Source organism: Agrobacterium sp. DSM 25558, assembly GCF_900100825.1.
Classification (GTDB): domain Bacteria; phylum Pseudomonadota; class Alphaproteobacteria; order Rhizobiales; family Rhizobiaceae; genus Agrobacterium.
In genome coordinates this window covers 1-20,621 of record NZ_FMUD01000019.1, presented here as the reverse complement: position 1 = coordinate 20,621, position 20,621 = coordinate 1, and the positions used below count along the sequence as shown (strand labels likewise).

The window sequence follows — 20,621 nt, the reverse complement described above, 5'->3', positions numbered from 1 at the left end:
CGTTGGGGAAGGGGTTTCTAGAAGTATAAAGCTTCGGGAGGAAGCCATCCGATGGCGACGCAAAACACAAAAAATCTGGCGCGGGTTATGATGGCACCGTCGGTCATTCTGCTTCTGGTCTGGATGATCGTGCCACTGGCGATGACGCTGTGGTTCTCTTTCCAGAATTACAATCTGCTGAACCCGGCCAATGTCAGCTTCGCTGGCCTGTTCAATTATCAGTATTTCTACACCGACCCGGCCTTCTTCCAGTCCATCTGGAATACGCTCGTCATTGTCGGCGGCGTACTGATGATCACTGTCATTGGCGGCATCGGCATCGCGCTGTTGCTGGACCAGCCCATTTTCGGGCAGGGCATCGTGCGCATCCTCGTCATCTCACCGTTTTTCGTTATGCCGCCGGTTGCCGCCCTCGTCTGGAAGAACATGATCATGCATCCCGGCTATGGGGTGCTGGCGGACCTGAGCAGGTTCTTCGGGCTTCAACCGGTGGACTGGTTCTCGCAGTTTCCGCTTCTGTCCATCGTCATCATCGTCGCATGGCAGTGGTTGCCCTTTGCAACGCTCATTCTGCTGACGGCACTGCAGTCGCTGGATGGCGAGCAGAAGGAAGCCGCCGAAATGGACGGCGCAAGCTTCTTCAGCCGCTTCATCTATCTGACGCTGCCGCATCTGGCGCGTGCCATCACCGTTGTCATTCTCATCCAGACGATCTTCCTGCTCGGAGTCTACGCGGAAATCCTCGTCACGACAAATGGTGGCCCGGGCTACGCCTCGACCAATCTCGCCTTCCTCATCTATCGCACGGCGCTGCTGGGCTATGATGTGGGTGGAGCGTCCGCCGGTGGCATCATCGCCGTCATCCTTGCAAACGTCGTCGCCATCTTCCTGATGCGCGCCGTCGGCAAGAACCTCGATCGATAGGAGACAGGATCATGGCTCGTAAAGTCTCGACGCGCTCCAAAATCGGCTTCACCATTGCCGCCTGGGTCATTGCCCTCTTGCTGTTCTTCCCGATCCTCTATGCTTTCCTGACGTCGCTCAAGACGGAGCCGGAAGCGATTGCGGGTTTCAGCCTCTGGCCATCGGGTACGTTTGAAAACTACATCACGGTCAATACGCAGCGTGATTACTTCAAGCCGTTCATGAATTCGGTCATCCTGTCGGTGGGCTCCACCATCGTGGCCCTCATCATCGCGATACCCGCTGCGTGGGCCATGGCGTTTTCGCCCACCAAACGCACCAAGGATATTCTGATGTGGATGCTTTCCACCAAGATGATGCCTGCGGTGGCGGTGCTGGTGCCGATCTATCTCATCTTCCGCAATGCCGGTCTGCTCGATACGCGCATCGGTCTCACCATCATGCTCACCTTCATCAATCTGCCGATCGTGGTGTGGATGCTCTACACATACTTCCGGGAAATTCCGGGTGAAATTCTCGAAGCATCCCGCATGGATGGTGCGTCCTTGTGGAACGAGATCGTCTATGTGCTGACGCCGATGGCGATCCCCGGCATTGCCTCGACGCTTCTTCTCAATATCATTCTGGCGTGGAACGAATCCTTCTGGACCATTCGTCTCACCACCACCAACGCAGCACCGCTGACGGCATTCATCGCCTCCTTCTCCAGCCCGCAAGGTCTGTTCTGGGCGAAGCTGTCTGCCGCTTCGATGATGGCTATTGCGCCGATCCTCGTGCTTGGCTGGTTCTCGCAGAAACAACTCGTTCGCGGCCTGACCTTCGGCGCGGTCAAATAAGGAATAAGAAAATGGGCAGCATTTCCCTTAGAAAAGTTTCCAAGGTCTTTGGTGAAGCCAAGGTCATTCCCTCCATCGATCTCGATATCGAAGATGGTGAGTTTGTGGTCTTCGTCGGCCCTTCCGGCTGCGGCAAGTCCACACTTTTGCGCCTCATCGCAGGCCTTGAGGATGTCACCGGCGGTCAGATCATCATCGACGGCAAGGATGTGAGCGAGCGCGCCCCGGCAGAACGGGGCCTGGCCATGGTGTTCCAGTCCTACGCGCTCTATCCGCATATGAGCGTGCGCAACAATATCGGCTTTCCCCTGAAAATGGCCAAGCTCGACAAGGCTGTGATCGACAAGAAGGTCAATGATGCCGCAGGCGTGCTGAACCTCACCGACTATCTCGACCGTCGCCCCTCGCAGCTATCAGGCGGTCAGCGGCAGCGCGTTGCCATCGGTCGCGCTATCGTGCGTGAACCCTCAGCTTTCCTGTTCGATGAGCCCTTGTCGAACCTCGATGCCTCCCTGCGTGGCACCATGCGCTTGGAAATTTCCGAGCTGCACAATACACTGAAAACGACGATGATCTACGTCACCCACGACCAGGTCGAAGCCATGACCATGGCCGACAAGATCGTCGTGCTCAATCGCGGCAACATAGAGCAGGTCGGCTCGCCGATGGAGCTTTACAAGACGCCACGCAATCTCTTCGTGGCAGGCTTCATCGGCTCACCGCGCATGAACTTCGTCAAGGGTGCCTATGCTGCCGCCAAGGGTGGCGACACCGTCGGCGTTCGCCCGGAACATCTGCTGCTGTCCAAGGAAAGCGGTCTATGGCAGGGTAAGGTCACGGTTGCCGAACATCTGGGCTCCGACACCTTCATCCACATCAATGTCGATGAGATCGGCATGATCACTGCCCGTGCCGGCGGTGAGTTTGCGTGTCAGCATGGCGATACCGTTTTCATCACGCCGGATGACACCAAAATCCACAAGTTCGATAGCAACGGCCTGGCCATCTAAGCGCCAGACCGCATCGCCGGATGGCTGGCCGTATCAGCGGCCAGCCTAGGCGATTGCTCCATGACAGGAAATTCGAGGATCGTCTCATGACATCAAAACTCTCGCTCGCAACGCTCGATCAGGTCAAGGCAACGGCGTCCGTTCCGTCCTATTCGCGTGACGACCTTTCTGCCGGTATCGTGCATTTCGGCGTGGGCAATTTCCACCGTGCCCATCAGGCCATCTATCTGGACGATCTGTTCAACACCGGTGCCGATCATGACTGGGCCATTATCGGCGCGGGCGTTCTGCCGTCGGACACCGTCATGCGCGAGAAGCTTGCGGCACAGGATTTTCTGACGACCGTGGTGGAGCAGGACAACAACCGCACCAGCGCGCGCGTCACCGCCCCGATGATCGACATCTTGAAGATCGGTGACACCGCCGCCACCATCGAGACACTGGCCGATCCGAAAATCCGCATCGTCTCGATGACGATCACCGAGGGCGGATATTTCATCGATGCCTCGGGCACGTTCAATCCGCAGCACCCGGCCATTGCCGAAGACGGCAAGAACCCTGCATCCCCCAAGACGGTTTTCGGCCTCATCGTCGCTGGCCTGAAAGCCCGCAAGGATAAGGGCATCCAGCCTTTCACCGTCATGTCCTGCGACAACATTCCGCATAACGGCAAGGTCACGAAGAACGCCGTCGTCGGGCTCGCGGCACTCTCCGATCCCGCTTTCGCCAATTGGATCAGCGACACCGTTTCTTTCCCCAATTCCATGGTGGACCGTATCACGCCTGCCACGGGTGATCGCGAACGCGATATCGCCCGAGACGATTTCGGCATCGACGATAACTGGCCGGTCTTCTGCGAAGAGTTCAAGCAGTGGGTGATGGAAGACAATTTCCCCGCTGGTCGTCCGGCACTGGAAACGGTCGGTGTGCAGTTCGTGCCCGAAGTTGCGCCGTATGAACATATGAAGATCCGCATTCTCAACGGTGGCCACGCGGCGATTGCCTATCCGGCAGCCCTTCTCGATATCCATTTCGTGCATGAGGCGATGGAGCATCCGCTGATCCGCGCTTTCCTCGCCAAGCTGGAGAAGGAAGAGATCATCCCGATCATTCCGCCGGTGCCGAATACGGACCTCAACGAGTATTTTGATCTGATCGAGCGGCGTTTCCTTAACCCCAAGATCGGCGATACCATTCCGCGCCTGGCGCAGGATGGCTCCAACCGCCAGCCGAAATTCATCCTGCCATCCACGGCGGATCGTCTTGAAAAGGGCGATGACATCGTCGGTCTCTCGCTGGTGTCTGCGCTCTGGTGCCGCTATTTTGCAGGCACATCCGATAGCGGCGCGAAAATCGTCTTCAACGATGCCAGCGCCGAGCGTCTTCAGGCCGCTGCCATCAAGGCCAAGGACGATCCGATGGCGTTTCTCGCGCTGGACGATATTTTCGGCGAGGTCGCCAAGTCTGAACTCTTCCGCAAACGCTTCGCCCATGCCTTGAAGACGCTGTGGGAGAAGGGTACAGCCGAGACGCTTGAACTTTACCTGCAAAACAAACTCGTCAGCTGACGAAAAGAGATGTGCCATGCAAACCGGGAACGCGCCTCTGCTGATCTTTGATTGCGACGGCGTTCTCGTGGATAGCGAGCCGGTCTCGATCGCGGTGCTGATCGACATGGTCGCCCATCAGGGCGTCCAGATCACCGAAGAGGAAGCCTATCAGCGTTTCCTCGGCCGCAGCGTCGCCAGCATGACGGCGACGTTGTGGGACGACTATGGTATCGAAACCGATATCGATTTCCTCGAACATATGCGCAGCGAACTTTTCCAGCGTTTTCGCGATGAGCTGAAGGCAATCGATGGCATGGCCGAGACGCTGGATCGTCTGTCGGTGCCGCGCTGCGTCGCCTCCTCCAGTCAGCCGGAGCGCATTCGTTATTCCCTGGGGCTGACGGGTCTGTTGGATAAACTTGAACCTCACATTTTCAGCGCAACAATGGTCAAAAACGGCAAGCCTGCACCGGATCTCTTTCTGCATGCGGCAGGCCAGATGCAGGTCGATCCGAGAGACTGCATCGTCATCGAAGATAGCCCCGCCGGAATTGCCGCTGCCAAGGCGGCGGGGATGCGCGTGTTTGCCTTTACCGGCGGCTCGCATGCCCGTTTCCCGGCATTTCGTGAACATATTGCCAGCCTGAAACCCGATCTGGTGTTTGACGCCATGCCGGATTTGGTCCAACTTGTGGAGGACCACAAGATACCCGGCGGTTTTGGAATGAAGGCTGATTGACGTGCGCAATGACACATACTCTTCCGTCATTCCTGTGCTCGTCACAGGAATCCAGCCAGCTCAAGTCTTTGGGCTGAAAGGACTCTTTCCGCCGCGCGGACGCGCGTCGACTGGATTCCCGTCACAAGGACAGGAATGAGGGGCATGCGTCAACATCTTGTTGCTGTCGATGTCGGCACGGGCAGCGCCCGCGCTGGCGTTTTCGATGCGAGCGGCAGGCTGATTGCGCGCGCGACCCACCCCATCATCATGCAAAGGCCGAAGGAAAACCACGCCGAGCATGATTCCGCCGATATCTGGAACGCTGTCTGTATCGCCGTGCGCCAGACCATGGCGGATGCCAATATCCCGGCATCCTCGGTTGCGGCAATAGGTTTCGATGCCACCTGCTCGTTGGTCGTGCGCGGGCCGCAGGGCGAGCAGGTCACGGTGTCCACCACAGGTGAAGAGCGCTTCGATACCATCGTCTGGCTCGATCATCGCGCCATCGCGCAAGCGGATTTTCTCAGCAGCTCCGGCCACCCCGTGCTGGATTTCGCAGGCGGATCGATTTCGCCTGAGATGCAGATGCCAAAGCTGATGTGGCTCAAAAAACATCTGCCGGAGAGCTGGGCCAAGGCCGGATATTTTTTCGATTTGGCTGACTTTCTGACCTGGAAGGCCAGCGGCAGTGCCCAGCGTTCCAACTGCACGCTGACGGCCAAATGGAATTTTCTGGCGCATGAAGGGCAGGGCTGGAGCCAGGATTATCTTGAAATGGCAGGCCTTGGCGACCTCCTGCAACGCGGCAACCTGCCCATAGAAACCGTAGCGCCCGGCCAGAGCGTCGGCAAGCTTTCAGCGCAAGCGGCTGAAGAGTTAGGCCTCGATACGGACTGCGACGTCGCAGCAGGCATGATTGATGCTTATGCCGGTGCTCTCGGCGCTCTCGGCGGTAGCCTGCAATCGGATGTCGGCAGCAATGTCGCTTTGATTGCCGGGACATCCAGTTGCCTCGTGACGCTGACGCCGAAACGTATGCCCGGCCACAGCCTATGGGGACCATACTGGCAGGCGGTGTTGCCCGGTCATTGGCTGGTGGAAGGTGGGCAATCGGCCACTGGCGCGCTTCTTGACCACGTCGTGCGCATGCATGCCGCAGGTGGCGAGCCGACCTCGGCACTCCATGCCCGCATCGTGGAACGCGTTTTGGATTTGCGCCGCACGGAAGGTGAGGACTTCGCCGATCACCTGCACGTCCTGCCGGATTTTCACGGCAATCGCTCACCGCTGGCCGATCCGCATGCCCGTGGTGTCGTCAGCGGCCTGACGCTCGACACCTCCTTCGACAGCCTCTGCCGCCTCTATTGGCGCACGGCCGTCGCCATCGCGCTCGGCGCACGGCATGTGCTGGATGCCATGGAGGGATTTGGCTATAGGGTGGAAACGCTGCATGTAACGGGCGGTCACGTGCACAATCCGCTGCTGATGGAACTCTACGCCGATGTCACCGGAAAACGCATCGTCATTCCCGCCACCGCAGACGCGGTTCTGCTCGGCACGGCCATGACGGCGGCGTCTGCTGGCGGGGTGCATGAAGGGCTCGCCGCTGCCGGTGCGGCCATGTATTCGGGCGGTGAAGAGAAGACATCGAGTGGCGAACGCAAACAGCGTTATGAGCGAGACTATCAGCGTTTTCTCGCCATGTACCGCCACAGGACCGAACTCGAAGCCATCTGACGACACAAAAAAAGAGCGGCGCAAGCGCCGCTCCGGGTCATTCAGCCATTCAGCGCGCGCTGCATATCACCGATGCGGCGGTTCCGGTCTCTGCGGCCGGTTTCGCTTTTCTGAGACAGCGAGTGCAGCATGAATTCGGTAATCGCCACCAGTTGCAGCATGCTGTGTCCGCCATTTTGCGCTAGCGGAATGGTCAGGCAGATGTCTGCGCTGTCAGGTCCCCACTCGTAAAACCGGGTGGTGATCAGCACCGTCTTGTAACCAGCCTTCATAGCCATCTTCGCCAGGCGCTGCAAAGCGGCGAGATTGCCACCACAGTCCATCAGGATCAGAAGTGTGCCTTCGACGGGCTCATCCATCAGCGCGATGTAGGTTGCGCCATCACGTTGCAGATAATGAACGCTCTCACGCGATTCCAAAAGCTTGGTGTAGAAGTAACGGCAGATGCCGAAACTTTCCGCCGACGAGGCCACAAACACCTTCTTGCTTTCGGCAATGTTGTTGAGCGCGGTTTTCCAAACGGATTGGCCAGCCAGATCATAGACCGCCTGAACCGCTTGAATCTGTTGCAGCATCAGCGATGACAGCGGTGTTTGCGGCGCTTCCTGCGCAACAGCCGGGGCTGTGTCGGCAATGTGCGATTCGTCGCGCAAATGTTCGCGAATGTCGCTCAACTGTCTGTAACCTAAGGACCGCAGAAAACGACCAACGGTCATCGGGCTGAGGCTCAGCTTTTCTGCCAGTGTCGCGGCTGTTTCGAACGGCAGTTCGGCCAGATGCTCGATAAGGTATTTCGCAATACGTCGCTCAGACGGTGTGCCGGTCTTGAGCGAACGGGTGAGATCAATCAGCAATTTTTCCAACGACGCCTCTTTTTCTTGTCTTTAGCGGACGATGGTACTCAAGCGAGATTTCCCGCTGCCATTCGTGACGACTAGGTTGTACAAAAGGCCAAGTGTCATCCCGTTGATCCCCACTCCGACGAGAATATACGACTTTTTGCCTGTTTGTTTTTATAGTTTAGTAGTTGCTTTCCTTCAAGTGCAAAATGACGGGTTGAAATTTTTCTTTGCGGGAAAGTGGTGGATTCTTGTTAAATGGAGCATTGGCCCCTATTTCCACGTCCACATGCAAGCGAATCGGGATCGCCTGTAAATCCGCCAAAAGGGAGGCAGTTGATGATTTTTGGTGCGGCGCGAGATGCTTTCACGAATCTTTTTGCTCCAGAGACACGATCGGTGTTCTGGAAGTCTCTCGGACTGACGATTTTGGTGCTTGTAGGCCTTTGGTTTGCCATCCGTGGCGTCTTCATATGGCTCGCATTGCCATGGCTTGATTCGCTCGTTCCCAGCATGCCGGAATGGGTGGGCTGGATGAGCTTCATTCTGGCCATCATCGCCGGCATCGGGCTTGCGCTCGCCCTGGCTCTGCTGATCTCGCCGGTCACTGCCGTCATCGCCGGTCTGTTTCTGGATGATGTTGCCGAAGTCATTGAAAAGAAAGATTATCCCAACGACCCGCAGGGCACCGCCATGCCATTGGCGCAGGCCATTCCGTCATCCCTGAAGTTCTTCGGCATCGTCATTTTGGGCAACCTGATCGCGCTCATGCTGCTGCTGGTTCCCGGCGTCAATCTTATCGCGTTTTTTCTGGTCAACGGCTATTTGCTGGGTCGGGAATTCTTCGAATTCGCGGCCATGCGCTTCCGCACACCTGAGGATGCACGCGCCTTCCGCTCAAAGCACGGCACGACGGTTTTCATGGCCGGTCTGGTCATCGCGGCCTTCCTCGCAATCCCGTTTCTCAACCTTTTGACGCCGCTTTTCGCCGCATCTCTGATGGTCCATCTGCACAAATCCATCAGCCGCCGCGACCCGTCATTCACCCGTCAATTGGGCCGGTAGCTCGACAAGCGGGGCTGGAATATCGCAGGTTTTTTCAGGTGATTTGCATAGATCTGCAATCACACAGCGCTCGCATTCCGGTTTGCGCGCCTTGCAACAGTAACGCCCGTGCAGAATCAGCCAGTGGTGGGCGTGAAAAAGATAGTCGTCCGGGATGATTCGCACCAAACGGTCTTCCACCTCATCCGGGGTTTTCCCCGGTGCCAGACAGAGCCGGTTGGCGATGCGAAACACATGCGTATCCACCGCCAGGGTCGGTACGCCGAAGGCCATCGACATCACCACATTGGCGGTCTTGCGGCCGACACCCGGCAGCTTGATCAGCTCTTCGCGGGTGCGCGGCACCTCGCCACCAAAATCATCGATCAGCATCTGCGAGAGCGCGATGACGTTCTTTGCCTTGTTGCGGTAAAGACCGATGGTCTTGATGTAGCCGATCAGCCGCTCTTCACCCAGCTCCAGCATTTTCTGCGGGGTATCGGCGATAGCAAACAGGCCGCGCGTGGCCCGGTTGACGCCAACATCCGTGGCCTGCGCCGACAATGCGACGGCCACCACCAGCGTAAATGGGTTGGAATGTTCCAGTTCCCCCTTCGGCTCCGGCCGCTGGATGGAAAAACGCCGGAAAATCTCCTTGAGTTCGTCCTGCGAATAGAGCGTCTTGACGCGCGCCGGCTTGCGACGTGACGTCGTATTTGACTTTTTCACAATTTGGGTGCTGGATTTCTTCTTGGCAATTGTCATGGTCAGCTGTGGTTTCGCGCTATTGAGGACGGCAACGTGGACAGGGTAAACGAGCAGCCGGTTTTTGCAGCGGAACTTGTTCCTCATCGCTCCCTTGGACGCAAGGGCTTTCGCATTCTTCTCGTGCTCACGGGTGCCGTCTGCCTTCTCTACGGCATCTTCTTCATGGTCACTGGCGCATGGCCGATCGGCCTGTTTCTAGGCCTGGATTTTCTGCTGCTTTATGTTGCCTTCCGCGCGAACTACAGGGCTGCCAAAGCGCGCGAAGAAGTCACCGTGTCGCGCACCAACCTCTCCATCCGTAAATTCTCCCCGGCAGGCCAAATGGTGGAGCATCGCTTCAACCCGTTCTGGGCGCGGTTTCAGGTCCAGCGCCGCGATGACATTGGCATTACCTCCATGCATGTTTCAGGTGAGGGGCGGGTGACCGACATCGGCTCCTTCCTCAATCCGGATGATCGCGAAAGTTTTGCCAAGGCGTTTCGCGGTGCGCTCGCAACGGTTCGGTTGAAAATCTAGCTGGTCGTGCAAGAAACGGGTGGAGATGGGCGAGGCGTCGTGGTTTTGTGTCCCCCAAGGAGATACGCCATGAACGCCAATATCATGCTGAAGGAAGACATTACCCCGGTTGGGTCTGACTATGAGACCGTGCGGCAGGTCATCGAAATTCTGACACTCGACTATCGCGATCAGCCATCACTGGAAACCATCGCGGCGAAACTTTCGCAATCGCCAACCCAGTTGCAGAAGACCTTTACTCGCTGGGCGGGCCTGTCTCCGAAGGCGTTTCTGCAAGCGGTAACGCTGGATCATGCCAAGCGGCTGCTGGGGCAAGAGCGGTTGCCGCTGCTGGAAGCCTCCATCGAGGTCGGCATGTCTGGACCCGGCCGCCTGCATGACCTTTTCGTGACCCATGAGGCCATGTCGCCGGGGGAATGGAAAGCCAAGGGTGCGGGCCTGCAAATCCGCTACGGCTTCCACCCGTCTCCCTTCGGCTTAGCGCTCGTGATGATCACGGATCGCGGGCTGGCCGGCTGCGCCTTTGCCGATGCGGGCGAAGAAAAAGCCTGCTTCGAGGACATGTCGCGCCGCTGGCCCAATGCCGACTATGTCGAAGACAGCGCCGCCACCGCTCCTTACGCATCCCGCATCTTCGATCCGGCCAAATGGAAAAGCGAGCAGCCCCTGCGCGTCGTCCTGCTCGGCACGGATTTCCAGGTCCGCGTCTGGCAGAGCCTCTTAAAAATTCCGCTTGGCAAAGCCGTGACCTACTCCCACGTCGCCACCGATATCGGCCAACCCACGGCATCCCGCGCCGTCGGTGCCGCCATCGGCGCCAACCCCATCTCCTTCGTTGTCCCCTGCCACCGGGCAGTGGGCAAAAGCGGAGCGCTAACGGGGTATCATTGGGGGCTAACCCGCAAACGGGCTATGTTGGGGTGGGAGACGGGTAAGGTTTGATGTTACGCCTCGGACCCTCATTCCTGTGCTTGTCACAGGAATCCAGCAGACGCGCGTCTGCGCGGCGTAGGACCCCTTTCAGCCCAAGGACTTGGGCTGACTAGATTCCTGTGACAAGCACAGGAATGAGGGAAGAGAGGCCGGATATGGAGCTAAAGTGTTGATGATGCCACTGCACTTTCCCCCAACTCCAGCAATGCCCGTGCCGCCGCCTCATCCGTAATCAGCGTATTACACCCAATGCGTTTTATCGTGGCGCGGATGGCGGTGGCGCGGTGTGCGCCGCCGGAGGCGAGAACGATGTGTTTGGCCTTCTTCAGTGTGTCCAGACCAATGGCCATGGCGCGCTGGTTGATGGGATGATCGACGGACCGGCCTTCAGCGTCGATGAAATTGAACATGGTGTCGCAGACGCAACCCGCCGCCACCAACTCGTCATGCGTTTGTTTGGAAATGAAGCCTTCCGATAGCGAGGTGGAATGCGGGCCGATATCGCCGCAGCTGACGATGGCGAGGTCGAGATTTTCGGCCAGCTCGAACAGCGTGTTGAGGCCGCATTTTTCTATCAGGGCGCGGCGGGTCTCGGCGCTATCCACCAGAAGTGGCGCGAGGAACATGTAACATTCCGCACCCAGCGCGCTGGCCAGCCGCCACGTATAATCCAGCGGGTTGGTCTGATGGACCGCTACAATGCCACCCAGCAAAGACACCACCTTGCAGTTTTCCCGGCGCGGCGGGCGGAAGCTGGAGAGCGATGCCGTCATGGTGCGGCCCCAGCCGACGCCAATGGTGGCATTGTCTGGTACGGCTTCCGACAGAAACTGGCCGAGTGCCAGGCCCACGGCCTTGGCGATATCCTCTGCCTTGGCGGAGGCTGAGGGAATGATGATCGCCTCATCCAGTCCGTAGGCAGCCTCCAGCTTTATCGCCAGTTCGACGTAGTCCTCGATGCCTTCATTGATCCAGATTTGCACCTCGGATCGCTTCATCGCCTCGTCCAGAAGGCGGATGACGGTGGAGCGGCTGATGCCGAGTTTTTCCGCCACGTCCTTCTGCGTCATGCCCTGATTGTAGTAGAGCCACGCCGCCCGCAGCCGCAGGGATGCAGCTTCAGAATAGGCTGTATGGGTGTCTCTTCGCAGTTTCGCCACTGTTTTCGCCATGCTTGGAGGAAGCCGTCACTATGGCAGGCGTGAAACTTATGTCAATTGCATTGCGCAAATGTCTTGACTTTGGGATTGGCACCGCGCGATACTTAACAATGAGAAAACAGCTTGGTTCCGACATCGCGCGCAAGCGAGGGCAGGAACGAAACCCGGCTGAAACGGTTTTCAAAGATGACGAGGATCAATCAGCATGACATCCAAACTTGACCAACTCCGTAAAATCACGACGGTTGTTGCCGATACCGGCGATATCGAGGCCGTCGCGCGCCTGAAGCCGGTGGATTGCACCACCAATCCGTCGATCATCTTGAAGGCGCTCGGCACGCCGATGTTTGCCGATACCGTGAAGGAAGCCGTTTCCTGGGGTAAAAAGCAGGGCGGTGATTCCGATGCCGTGGTTGGCGCGATTGCTGACCGTCTGGCGATTTCCGTCGGTGCAAAGCTTGTCGAACTCGTTCCAGGCCGTGTCTCGACCGAAGTGGACGCCGATCTGTCTTTCGATACCAAAGCCTCCATCGCCAAGGCGCATCAGATCATTGCCGGTTACAAGGAACGCGGCATCGAGCGTGATCGCATCCTTATCAAGCTTGCTTCCACATGGGAAGGTATCAAGGCGGCCGAAGTGCTTCAGGCCGAGGGCATCGATTGCAATCTGACGCTGCTCTTCTCGCAGGCTCAGGCCATTGCCTGTGCGGAAGCCAAAGCCTTCCTCATCTCGCCCTTCGTCGGTCGTATTCTGGACTGGTACAAGAAGTCCACCGGCGAAGAGTACACGGCTGAGACCGATCCGGGCGTCGTTTCCGTTCGCAAAATCTACAATTATTACAAGGCAAACGGCATTTCCACCGTTGTCATGGGCGCATCGTTCCGCAATGTCGGCGAAATCGAAGCACTGGCCGGTTGCGACCGCCTGACTATCAGCCCGGCGCTGCTGGAAGAGCTGGAAAAAGACACCGGCACGCTTGAGCGCAAGCTGTCTGCTGACGATGCCAAAGCCGAGCCCTTGCAGTCTCTCGATGAGAAGGCCTTCCGCTGGCACCTCAACGAAGACGCCATGGCAACTGAAAAGCTGTCGGAAGGTATTCGTCAGTTCGCCAAGGATCTCGAATCCCTGCGTGGCATCATCCGCAAGCAACTGGTCGCTTAAAGAATTCTGGAACCTTAGCGATGGTTGCTCGTTATTAAAGTATAATACCTCCAGTCAAGAAAACGCGATCGGTCCCCTGCCGGTCGCGTTTTTTATTGTCCGGCAGCCACTCCGGAGATTTTGCGGGCAGCGTCGCAAATAAGCTCAGCACAATCATCCGCGCTCGGCGCATCGCTGTTCAGGGGCGTAATGTAGGGGCAGGTCACAACGGCAAGTGCCGTTCCATCGAGCGTCAGGATCGGCGCAGAAATATTTCGAACACCGGCGGTTTGAAGGCTGTTCATGCTCTCGTATCCATCGGTCCTGATCTGTGTCAGGCGCTCGAACAGCCCTTCCGGCACGGATTTTTCATCGCCACCTCGAAGCTGTTCGGCAATCATGATCTCGCGTTGCGCATCCGTCTGGAAGGCCAGCAGCACATGGCCGGAGCCTGTGTTGAACAGGCTCATCTGCGCCCCAACACGGATCGACAGCGCCCAGTAGGTGGACGAATCCTGCTGCGCAATCACCGCCACGACGCCGCGATCATAAACTGCCAGATGGCAGGCTTGCCGGGCGCTATTGGAAAATTCCCGCATGACAGGGGCCGCAAAGGATACGAGCCTGCGCAGCGGCGCATGAAAATGGGCAAGGCCGAACATTTTCAAGGTGAGAAAAAACCGGTCGCCGTCCTGCCGCTCCACATAACCGCGGCGGACGAGGCGGTCCAGCATGCGGTAGAATTCATTGGGGCTTTTGCCGATGGCCTTGGCGATTTCCACCTGCGTCAGGCCGCCATCCGTGCTGGCCAGAAGCTCGAGAATATCCAGGCCCTTGTCCAGGGCTGGCGCGCGGTATTTATCGCTGTCGTCTTCGATCATCGGACCTCTGCATGGTACGGCGAACACGCCGCTACCGAGTTTACTTGACGCAATATAAATACACTGTTTACATATGAATTGTCGATCCATATTCGGCGTGAAGACGTGCCCTATGGGCGGGAGGAGAAATACCATGGCGCAGGATTTTACCGGCCAGACAGTCGTCATTACCGCTGCGGGGCAGGGCATTGGCCGTGCCACGGCGGAAAGGTTCATTGAACTGGGCGCGCGCGTCATCGCGACGGATATCAACGAGGCGGCGCTTGCCACTCTGACACAGGCGGAGACCCGCGTCCTCAACGTTCTGGATGGAGATGCCGTCAAAGCCTTTGCAACAGAGGTCGGCCATACCGATGTGCTGTTCAATTGCGCCGGCTTCGTACACTCCGGCACCATTCTCGATTGCGATGAGAAAGACTGGGACTTTTCCTTCGACCTCAACGTCAAGGCCATGTACCGAACCTGCCGCGCCTTTCTTCCCGCCATGCTGGAAAAGGGCAAGGGTGCCATCGTCAACATGTCGTCGGTTGCTTCCAGCGTGAAGGGCGTGCCGAACCGTTTTGCCTATACCGCATCCAAGGCTGCCGTCATCGGCCTGACGAAATCCATCGCCTCTGATTTCGTCACCAAAGGCATTCGCTGCAACGCCATCTGCCCTGGCACGGTGGACAGCCCGTCCCTGCACGACCGTTTGCGCGCCACTGGCAATTACGAACAGGCGCTCGCAGACTTCATCGCCCGCCAACCCATGGGCCGCATCGCCAAGACAGAAGAGATCGCAGCGCTGGTGACGTATCTGGCTTCGGATGAGGCTGGTTTTACGACCGGACAGGCGAATGTGATCGATGGCGGTTGGACGGCGTAAACGCTTGATATTTTGGAGAACTATCCCGAACTCCGTCATCCTCGGGCTTGTCCCGAGGATCCACTCACGTCTCCGCAATCGCAACGTAGTAGATGCTCGGGACAAGCCCGAGCATGACGGAAGTCTTTGGCATGATACAACAAAAAAACGGCGGACCCTGAGGCCCGCCGTTTTCGGTCATAGTCTTGTACTTAGAGGATAGCCTGGCCAGCCATCAGTGCCAGCACCAGGAAGATCACGAAGACCACCACGGCGATGAAGAACAGAATACGGGCGATGCCCGCGGTCGCCGCTGAAATGCCGGTAAAGCCGAATACGCCGGCGATCAGCGAAACTACGAAAAATATGAGAGCCCACTTCAGCATGGCCATTCCCTTTGCGTCAATTGATGCGGTCGAGCGCACACGCCATCGACCTGCATCTATTGACGCGAATCCCGCCCCTATGGTTCCGCGGACTCTGAAAGAATCTTTTCAATTGCGCACAATTGTCTTTCAAATCGCAGTTTCCACCCGGTTGGTGGCGCGCGCCTCTGTCGTCGTGCGTAAAAATGCCAGAATAAATAGCGCTGTCATAACGAGAACGATGGTCGGGGCGGGCGCGCTGTCGATCAGGAAACTGGCCCATATGCCTGTCACCGATGAGAAAACGGCGATGATGACGGCTGCAATCAGCATGCTGGAAAAGCGCCGAGTGATCAGAAAGGCGATCGCCCCGGGTGCCACCAGCATGGCGACCGAGAGAATGATGCCGATGGCCTGCAAAGCGCCAACCACCGTTAGAGACAGCACTGCCAGCAATCCGTAATGCAGCAGCCGCACTGGCAGGCCGATGGCCTTTGCATGCTGCGCATCGAAGGCGTGAACCAGCAGATCCTTGCGAAGAATGACAAGAAACAGCGTCGCTGCCAGTGCAATCAGGCCGGTCTCGATGATGTCGCCCACGGCGACGCCCAGCATGTCGCCAAACAGAATGTGATCCAGATGTACGTCGCTCTGCACTTTCACATAAAGCACCAGCCCCAGACCAAACATGCCGGAAAAGACGATACCGAGAACGGTATCTTCCTTGATGCGGCTGTTTTCTTTCAGAAAGCCGGTGCCGAGCGCGCAGATCATGCCCGCGACGAAAGCGCCAATGGAAAAGGGAATGCCGACGATATAAGCGATCACCACGCCCGGCAGCACGGCATGGGACACCGCATCGCCCATCAACGACCAGCCTTTCAGCACCAGAATGCACGACAGCATCGCCATCGGCACGGCAATCATCAGGGTGATGATGAAGGCGTATTGCATGAAGGGTAGTTGGAACGGCAGGATTGCCAGTTGCAGGTTCTCGCTCATGGTGCGGTTTCCAATGCGGACTTCGCTTTCGCACGGGAGGCGAGATAGCCGTGTTTGGGCGCAAAAACAAAGGCTGTCAGGAAGATCAGCGTTTGCAGCACGACGATAATGCCGCCGGTCGCACCATCGAGGAAGTAGCTCAGATACGCGCCGACGAAGCTGGTAGCAGCACCAATGCCGAAGCTCATGCCGATCAGCCGCTCGAACCTGTCCGTCAGCAGATAGGCCGTGGCACCGGGCGTGACGACCATGGCGACCACCAGAAACGCGCCGACGGTCTGCAATGCCGCAACCGTGGAGGCGGCGAGCAAGGTAAAGAAGATGATCTTCAGCAGTTCGGGGTTGAGGCCCACGGTGCGGGCGTGGTTTTCATCGAAAAACACCACCATGAAATCGCGCCACTTTACCGCCAGCACCAACAGGCTGATGCCGCCGATCAGCGCCAGTTGAATGGTGTCTTCTGGCGTGATCGCCAGAATATTGCCCAACACGATGGTCTGGATGTTGATCGATGTGGGCGATAGCGACACCATGAACAGGCCAAGACCGAAAAACGAAGTGAAGATCAGGCCGATGATCGCATCTTCCTTCAGCCGCGTTTTCTGGTTCAGAAACAGCATGGCACCCGCAGCCAACCCGCCCGATAGAAATGCGCCAAGCGAGAACGGCAGGCCCAGCATATAGGCACCGGCCACGCCGGGAACGATGGCATGGGACAGCGCATCGCCGATCAGCGACCAGCCCTTGAGCATGAGATAGGACGACAGAAAACCGCAGACGCCACCCACGAGAGCGCTGACCCAGATGGCGTTCAGCATATAGGAATAGGTAAAGGGCTCGAGAAGAGTATCAATCATAGCTCTTCGCTCTCGGTGTCGTGGTCGCCGTGCCGTCCTTGCTGTAGATCACGAAAGGCCGCTCATCATCCGTGATGACCTTGACGCGGCGCGTATCGGCATCGTCATGCAGGTCGGCACCGCCGAGAATGAAGTGACGCAGGCTGCCGCCAAAGGCTTTTTGCAGATTTTCTTCGGTAAACGTGTCTTCGGTCTTGCCGGAGGCAATGACGGTTCCCTTGACGAAAACCGCCCGGTCGCAAAACTCCGGCACGCTGCCCAGATTGTGGGTGGAAACCAGCATGATGCGGCCTTCGTCGCGCAGCGCCTTCAACAGCGTGACGATCTGTTCTTCGGTGTTCACATCGACGCCGGTAAAGGGCTCGTCCAGCAGAATAACCTGGCCTTCCTGTGCGAGTGCACGCGCCAGAAACACGCGCTTCTTCTGCCCGCCGGAGAGTTCGCCGATCTGGCGCTTGCGGTAATCCACCATGTTGACGCGGGCCAAGGCTTCATCGACCATCTGGTGGTCGCGCTTGGAGGGAATACGCAGGAAATTCATATGGCCGTAACGGCCCATCATCACCACGTCTTCCACCAGAACCGGAAAGCTCCAGTCCACCTCTTCGGCCTGCGGCACATAGGCCACGAGGTTCTTTTTCAGCGCATCGCGGGCGGGCAGGTCGAAGATCGAAACATTGCCCGCTGCCAGCGGCACGAAACCCATGATAGCCTTGAAAATGGTGGATTTTCCCGCGCCATTGACGCCGACAAGGGCGGTTATCGTGCCGCGCGGAATGGAAAAACTGGCGCTGCGCAGCGCCGTGTGGCCATTGCGGTAGGTCACGGTCACATCATCGACGGCAAGTCCGGTTTCCGCGCCCTTTCGCTTTCCCATCATCATTTGGAAAGGCCTTTCACAACAGTTTCCGTCGTTACACGCAGCAGGTCGAGATAGGTCGGCACCGGGCCATCGGCTTCGCTCAGCGAATCCACATAGAGGACGCCGCCATAGGCAGCGCCGGTTTCCTTGGCCACCTGCTTGGCCGGGTCGGGAGACACCGTGCTTTCGCTGAAAATGACCTGAATATTGTGTTCGCGCATGGCATCGATCACGCCGCGCACCTGTTGCGGCGTGCCCTGGCTGTCGGCATTGACCGGCCACAGGAACAGTTCCTTCAGCCCGAAATCGCGGGCGAGGTAGGAGAATGCGCCTTCGCTCGTCACCAGCCAGCGCTTATTCTCCGGCAGCGCGGCAATAGCATCGCGCATCGGCTGTATCTCTTGTTTGATCTTGTCGGAGTAAGCCTTGGCATTGGCGGCGTAGAGATCGGCATGGTCAGGATCGATCTGCGCCAAAGCCTTGCGAATGTTCTCGACATAGATGAGCGCATTGTCTGGAGACATCCAGGCATGTGGGTTGGGCTTGCCCTGATAGGCACCGCCGCTGATCGACATCGGCTTGATGCCGTCGCTCACCGTCACATTCGGCACGTCGGCAAGGTTTGCCAGAAATTTCTGGAACCACAATTCCAGATTGAGGCCGTTCCACAAAACAAGGTCGGCATTACGGGCTTTGAGGATGTCACGCGGGGTAGGCTGGTAGTTGTGAATTTCGGCGCCAGCCTTGGTGATGCTGTCCACCTCGGCTGCATCACCAGCCACGTTGCGCGCCATGTCGGCGATGATGGTGAAGGTGGTTACGACCTTCGGTTTCTCAGCAGCCATGGCTGAAAAAGGCAGGAAAAGCGCCGCTGCGGCCAGGACGTTGCGAAGTGTCGATACTATCATCGCCCAATCAAACTCCTAATGCGATTAATTCGCAATATCAATTTGCGAGCATTTTTAGCCCTTGTCAACGCTATTGCAAATCGTTCGCAAAAATAAAAACTTTGATGAATTTTGACGGAGTCCAAAAATGGTCCACTCCTAGCGGCGGATTCTTGCCTGAGTTAAATCTTCTTCAACAACAACACGTCAGAATTGATCCCTGCATGTCGGTGGTTTTACCCGCTGGTGTACCCGATATCGCTCGCCAGTACGGCTGCTTTGGCGATGTTGGGATGATGGACATGAAACGAGGTAGTGAATGTCGGAACGTTCGACGTGAAAGCAGTGTTCAAAAGAATACGGTTTTCTCGCAAGTTCGTATTGATTGGCAGTGTTGTCCTCCTTCTCGGGGGAGCATCCGGCATGGCCGCCGTTTTTGTCGGTAAAGAGCGCCTGTTCGGCACCTCCAGCGTATCTCTCAACGGTCTGGAGTGCACGCTGGTGCAATCCGTCAGCATCAAGAAAAACGGCTCCGTCTGGGTCCGCAAATTCATTCGCACGGATGGCGGGGATGGTCCTGAGCGCATAAAGACAGCGTTGCGCGTGGCGAAAGCCGTCTATGACAAGCAGAAGCCGGATCTCGTGCAGGTGTCCGTCCTGGACCAAAAAGGTCCAACCATGCGCTCGGATATGCGTGGGCGGGCCGTTGCTGCACAGATCGTTTTCATTCCCGACGTGAAGAAGCTGCCCGATGATGCGGGTGCGAAAACCTATTCCGCCTATTATTACGATGGCGCGCCCAGCGCCGATGGCGTTTTCTACGGATTGCGGGTCGATCTGCCGCTGGAAGACACTGAAAAACTGGCGACCGGTCTGAACGAGTTTACCGATTGCATCGATCTCGCCGCAAAAGAAACGCCGTCTGGTCATGATGCCCCTGCCAAGGGTCACGACAAACCGGAGAGTGAAGCTGGCGGTCACGGAGAAACGCCACCCGCCAAGGCCGAGCACGCCCCTGAATCCGCCGAGGGTGCACCGCATGAAGCAGCGCCTGCGGCAGTGGACGATCCCGCACTTCTGACCTCAACGCCTGAACATGATAGCGTTAGCATATTCAGTTTAGCCTATGTAAAGTCGCTGATCTTCGGTAAAGGCCCGACAGAGGCCGTGGCCGCAGAACCAGCTCAGGGGCAGGCACCAGTTGCGGAAGAGCCTGCCGCGCATGACGAAGCCGCACCTGACAAAGCACAAGAGCCAGCCAAATCTGAACATTGATCGTTGTTTGGAAAGGCGTACCTTTCCCTTCTTCGTTTCGAAGGTCTGGGACATATCCTCCTTCCGTCATCCCGCAGCAAGCCCAAGTCCTTGGGCTGAAAGAACTCTTCTCGACGCGCAGGCGCGCGTCTGCTTGACCCCGCATCAAGCAACCGTTGACGATCAAGTAAAAGCAGGGTCTGTTTTTGCGATTGCGTTGAGGATGGTTATGAGCTTTCGGATTGTTGCGACGATGGCGATCTTAAAGGTTTTTCCGTTGCTGCGCAGGCGCTGGTAGAAAGTGCCGAGAATGGGATCCTTGATCTTGATTGCGCTCAGCGCGGCCATGTAGGCAATGTCGCGCAGATGCTTGCGTCCTCCAGAGCATTTGCCTCTGCGGTTCGAACTGCCGGATTGGCGCGCATGGGGAGCAACGCCCAGAAGGGCTGCAATGGCGCATGGGGAGCAACGCCCAGAAGGGCTGCAATGG

General features: G+C 57.6%; 23 protein-coding genes. 13 read left to right on the top strand and 10 right to left on the bottom strand.

Annotation, left to right across the window (positions count from 1 at the left end):
- Positions 1-51: 51 nt before the first annotated feature.
- The 6 genes from DSM25558_RS16550 to DSM25558_RS16525 all read left to right on the top strand — a co-directional run bounded on the left by DSM25558_RS16550 (position 52) and on the right by DSM25558_RS16525 (position 6,778).
- Positions 52-924 carry a carbohydrate ABC transporter permease gene (locus DSM25558_RS16550; protein ID WP_077105799.1) on the top strand — a complete coding sequence of 291 codons (873 nt, stop codon included), beginning with the start codon at positions 52-54 and terminating at the stop codon, positions 922-924.
- Positions 925-935: 11 nt separating this feature from the next.
- Positions 936-1,760: a carbohydrate ABC transporter permease gene (locus DSM25558_RS16545; RefSeq protein WP_045228297.1), complete on the top strand. Its 825-nt coding sequence runs from the start codon at positions 936-938 to the stop codon at positions 1,758-1,760.
- A gap of 11 nt (positions 1,761-1,771) precedes the next feature.
- A complete protein-coding gene (locus tag DSM25558_RS16540) occupies positions 1,772-2,770 on the top strand; it encodes an ABC transporter ATP-binding protein (RefSeq protein ID WP_077105798.1) in 999 nt (332 codons plus the stop codon).
- A gap of 86 nt (positions 2,771-2,856) precedes the next feature.
- Positions 2,857-4,338 (top strand): mannitol dehydrogenase family protein, encoded by a 1,482-nt coding sequence (locus DSM25558_RS16535; protein WP_077105797.1) that lies wholly within the window; start codon positions 2,857-2,859, stop codon positions 4,336-4,338.
- A gap of 16 nt (positions 4,339-4,354) precedes the next feature.
- On the top strand, positions 4,355-5,059 hold the full coding sequence (locus tag DSM25558_RS16530) for an HAD family hydrolase (RefSeq protein WP_077105796.1): 705 nt from the start codon (positions 4,355-4,357) through the stop codon (positions 5,057-5,059).
- A gap of 144 nt (positions 5,060-5,203) precedes the next feature.
- A complete protein-coding gene (locus DSM25558_RS16525; RefSeq protein ID WP_077105795.1) occupies positions 5,204-6,778 on the top strand; it encodes an FGGY-family carbohydrate kinase in 1,575 nt (524 codons plus the stop codon).
- 41 nt (positions 6,779-6,819) lie between these two features.
- Here the strand turns inward: DSM25558_RS16525 and DSM25558_RS16520 are convergent, their stop codons facing one another.
- Entirely contained in the window at positions 6,820-7,641 is an 822-nt protein-coding gene (locus tag DSM25558_RS16520; protein ID WP_153366705.1) for a MurR/RpiR family transcriptional regulator, read from the bottom strand.
- A 315-nt stretch (positions 7,642-7,956) separates the two neighbouring features.
- Here DSM25558_RS16520 and DSM25558_RS16515 point away from each other — a divergent pair, with 315 nt between their 5' ends.
- Positions 7,957-8,682: a sulfate transporter family protein gene (locus DSM25558_RS16515; protein ID WP_077105794.1), complete on the top strand. Its 726-nt coding sequence runs from the start codon at positions 7,957-7,959 to the stop codon at positions 8,680-8,682.
- Here the strand turns inward: DSM25558_RS16515 and nth are convergent.
- Positions 8,656-9,426 carry an endonuclease III gene (gene nth, locus DSM25558_RS16510; RefSeq protein WP_077105793.1) on the bottom strand — a complete coding sequence of 257 codons (771 nt, stop codon included), beginning with the start codon at positions 9,424-9,426 and terminating at the stop codon, positions 8,656-8,658. The two genes, DSM25558_RS16515 and nth, sit on opposite strands and share 27 nt — an antisense overlap.
- 36 nt (positions 9,427-9,462) lie before the next feature.
- Here nth and DSM25558_RS16505 point away from each other — a divergent pair, with 36 nt between their 5' ends.
- Both DSM25558_RS16505 and DSM25558_RS16500 read left to right on the top strand, forming a co-directional pair.
- On the top strand, positions 9,463-9,945 hold the full coding sequence (locus DSM25558_RS16505; protein ID WP_143240140.1) for a DUF2244 domain-containing protein: 483 nt from the start codon (positions 9,463-9,465) through the stop codon (positions 9,943-9,945).
- Positions 9,946-10,014: 69 nt separating this feature from the next.
- Complete coding sequence (locus DSM25558_RS16500) at positions 10,015-10,887, top strand: methylated-DNA--[protein]-cysteine S-methyltransferase (RefSeq protein WP_077105792.1); 873 nt, start codon at positions 10,015-10,017, stop codon at positions 10,885-10,887.
- Positions 10,888-11,039: 152 nt separating this feature from the next.
- Here the strand turns inward: DSM25558_RS16500 and DSM25558_RS16495 are convergent, their stop codons facing one another.
- Positions 11,040-12,038, bottom strand: coding sequence for a sugar-binding transcriptional regulator (locus tag DSM25558_RS16495; protein WP_077105791.1), 999 nt, complete (start codon positions 12,036-12,038; stop codon positions 11,040-11,042).
- Between the two features lie 32 nt (positions 12,039-12,070).
- Here DSM25558_RS16495 and DSM25558_RS28860 point away from each other — a divergent pair, with 32 nt between their 5' ends.
- Both DSM25558_RS28860 and tal read left to right on the top strand, forming a co-directional pair.
- Positions 12,071-12,247: a hypothetical protein gene (locus tag DSM25558_RS28860; RefSeq protein WP_159442508.1), complete on the top strand. Its 177-nt coding sequence runs from the start codon at positions 12,071-12,073 to the stop codon at positions 12,245-12,247.
- Positions 12,244-13,200 (top strand): transaldolase, encoded by a 957-nt coding sequence (tal, locus tag DSM25558_RS16490; RefSeq protein WP_077105790.1) that lies wholly within the window; start codon positions 12,244-12,246, stop codon positions 13,198-13,200. The genes DSM25558_RS28860 and tal overlap by 4 nt, the downstream gene beginning before the upstream one ends.
- 92 nt (positions 13,201-13,292) lie before the next feature.
- On the opposite strand, the gene DSM25558_RS16485 is transcribed toward tal, so the two are convergent.
- Complete coding sequence (locus tag DSM25558_RS16485) at positions 13,293-14,060, bottom strand: IclR family transcriptional regulator (RefSeq protein ID WP_077105789.1); 768 nt, start codon at positions 14,058-14,060, stop codon at positions 13,293-13,295.
- 133 nt (positions 14,061-14,193) lie between these two features.
- On the opposite strand from DSM25558_RS16485, the gene DSM25558_RS16480 reads away from it, so the two are divergent.
- The gene (locus tag DSM25558_RS16480) at positions 14,194-14,925 is read left to right on the top strand and encodes an SDR family oxidoreductase (RefSeq protein WP_077105788.1); all 732 of its coding nucleotides are present in this window, start codon (positions 14,194-14,196) and stop codon (positions 14,923-14,925) included.
- Between the two features lie 191 nt (positions 14,926-15,116).
- Here the strand turns inward: DSM25558_RS16480 and DSM25558_RS16475 are convergent, their stop codons facing one another.
- From DSM25558_RS16475 to DSM25558_RS16455, 5 genes are all read right to left on the bottom strand, one after another.
- On the bottom strand, positions 15,117-15,290 hold the full coding sequence (locus tag DSM25558_RS16475; protein ID WP_077105863.1) for a DUF1328 domain-containing protein: 174 nt from the start codon (positions 15,288-15,290) through the stop codon (positions 15,117-15,119).
- 129 nt (positions 15,291-15,419) lie between these two features.
- The gene (locus DSM25558_RS16470) at positions 15,420-16,271 is read right to left on the bottom strand and encodes a metal ABC transporter permease (protein WP_077105787.1); all 852 of its coding nucleotides are present in this window, start codon (positions 16,269-16,271) and stop codon (positions 15,420-15,422) included.
- A complete protein-coding gene (locus DSM25558_RS16465) occupies positions 16,268-17,128 on the bottom strand; it encodes a metal ABC transporter permease (RefSeq protein WP_077105786.1) in 861 nt (286 codons plus the stop codon). The genes DSM25558_RS16470 and DSM25558_RS16465 overlap by 4 nt, the downstream gene beginning before the upstream one ends.
- A complete protein-coding gene (locus tag DSM25558_RS16460; RefSeq protein WP_371480111.1) occupies positions 17,121-18,008 on the bottom strand; it encodes a manganese/iron ABC transporter ATP-binding protein in 888 nt (295 codons plus the stop codon). The genes DSM25558_RS16465 and DSM25558_RS16460 overlap by 8 nt, the downstream gene beginning before the upstream one ends.
- Positions 18,008-18,898 (bottom strand): metal ABC transporter substrate-binding protein, encoded by an 891-nt coding sequence (locus DSM25558_RS16455; RefSeq protein WP_077105784.1) that lies wholly within the window; start codon positions 18,896-18,898, stop codon positions 18,008-18,010. Before DSM25558_RS16455 ends, DSM25558_RS16460 begins: the two co-directional genes overlap by 1 nt.
- A 336-nt stretch (positions 18,899-19,234) precedes the next feature.
- Here DSM25558_RS16455 and DSM25558_RS16450 point away from each other — a divergent pair, with 336 nt between their 5' ends.
- A complete protein-coding gene (locus DSM25558_RS16450; protein ID WP_077105862.1) occupies positions 19,235-20,152 on the top strand; it encodes a hypothetical protein in 918 nt (305 codons plus the stop codon).
- A gap of 162 nt (positions 20,153-20,314) precedes the next feature.
- On the opposite strand, the gene DSM25558_RS27840 is transcribed toward DSM25558_RS16450, so the two are convergent.
- The coding region (locus DSM25558_RS27840; protein WP_143240137.1) for a transposase at positions 20,315-20,621 on the bottom strand (307 nt) is incomplete at its 5' end.

What these genes read in the sequence shown, in the direction of transcription:
- DSM25558_RS16550 (WP_077105799.1), top strand. Translation starts at nt 52, where the DNA reads ATGGCGACGCAAAACACAAAAAATCTGGCGCGGGTTATGATGGCACCG.
- DSM25558_RS16545 (WP_045228297.1), top strand. Translation starts at nt 936, where the DNA reads ATGGCTCGTAAAGTCTCGACGCGCTCCAAAATCGGCTTCACCATTGCC.
- DSM25558_RS16540 (WP_077105798.1), top strand. Translation starts at nt 1,772, where the DNA reads ATGGGCAGCATTTCCCTTAGAAAAGTTTCCAAGGTCTTTGGTGAAGCC.
- DSM25558_RS16535 (WP_077105797.1), top strand. Translation starts at nt 2,857, where the DNA reads ATGACATCAAAACTCTCGCTCGCAACGCTCGATCAGGTCAAGGCAACG.
- DSM25558_RS16530 (WP_077105796.1), top strand. Translation starts at nt 4,355, where the DNA reads ATGCAAACCGGGAACGCGCCTCTGCTGATCTTTGATTGCGACGGCGTT.
- DSM25558_RS16525 (WP_077105795.1), top strand. Translation starts at nt 5,204, where the DNA reads ATGCGTCAACATCTTGTTGCTGTCGATGTCGGCACGGGCAGCGCCCGC.
- DSM25558_RS16515 (WP_077105794.1), top strand. Translation starts at nt 7,957, where the DNA reads ATGATTTTTGGTGCGGCGCGAGATGCTTTCACGAATCTTTTTGCTCCA.
- nth (WP_077105793.1), bottom strand. Translation starts at nt 9,426, where the DNA reads ATGACAATTGCCAAGAAGAAATCCAGCACCCAAATTGTGAAAAAGTCA.
- DSM25558_RS16500 (WP_077105792.1), top strand. Translation starts at nt 10,015, where the DNA reads ATGAACGCCAATATCATGCTGAAGGAAGACATTACCCCGGTTGGGTCT.
- DSM25558_RS28860 (WP_159442508.1), top strand. Translation starts at nt 12,071, where the DNA reads ATGGCAGGCGTGAAACTTATGTCAATTGCATTGCGCAAATGTCTTGAC.
- tal (WP_077105790.1), top strand. Translation starts at nt 12,244, where the DNA reads ATGACATCCAAACTTGACCAACTCCGTAAAATCACGACGGTTGTTGCC.
- DSM25558_RS16485 (WP_077105789.1), bottom strand. Translation starts at nt 14,060, where the DNA reads ATGATCGAAGACGACAGCGATAAATACCGCGCGCCAGCCCTGGACAAG.
- DSM25558_RS16480 (WP_077105788.1), top strand. Translation starts at nt 14,194, where the DNA reads ATGGCGCAGGATTTTACCGGCCAGACAGTCGTCATTACCGCTGCGGGG.
- DSM25558_RS16475 (WP_077105863.1), bottom strand. Translation starts at nt 15,290, where the DNA reads ATGCTGAAGTGGGCTCTCATATTTTTCGTAGTTTCGCTGATCGCCGGC.
- DSM25558_RS16470 (WP_077105787.1), bottom strand. Translation starts at nt 16,271, where the DNA reads ATGAGCGAGAACCTGCAACTGGCAATCCTGCCGTTCCAACTACCCTTC.
- DSM25558_RS16465 (WP_077105786.1), bottom strand. Translation starts at nt 17,128, where the DNA reads ATGATTGATACTCTTCTCGAGCCCTTTACCTATTCCTATATGCTGAAC.
- DSM25558_RS16460 (WP_371480111.1), bottom strand. Translation starts at nt 18,008, where the DNA reads ATGATGGGAAAGCGAAAGGGCGCGGAAACCGGACTTGCCGTCGATGAT.
- DSM25558_RS16455 (WP_077105784.1), bottom strand. Translation starts at nt 18,898, where the DNA reads ATGATAGTATCGACACTTCGCAACGTCCTGGCCGCAGCGGCGCTTTTC.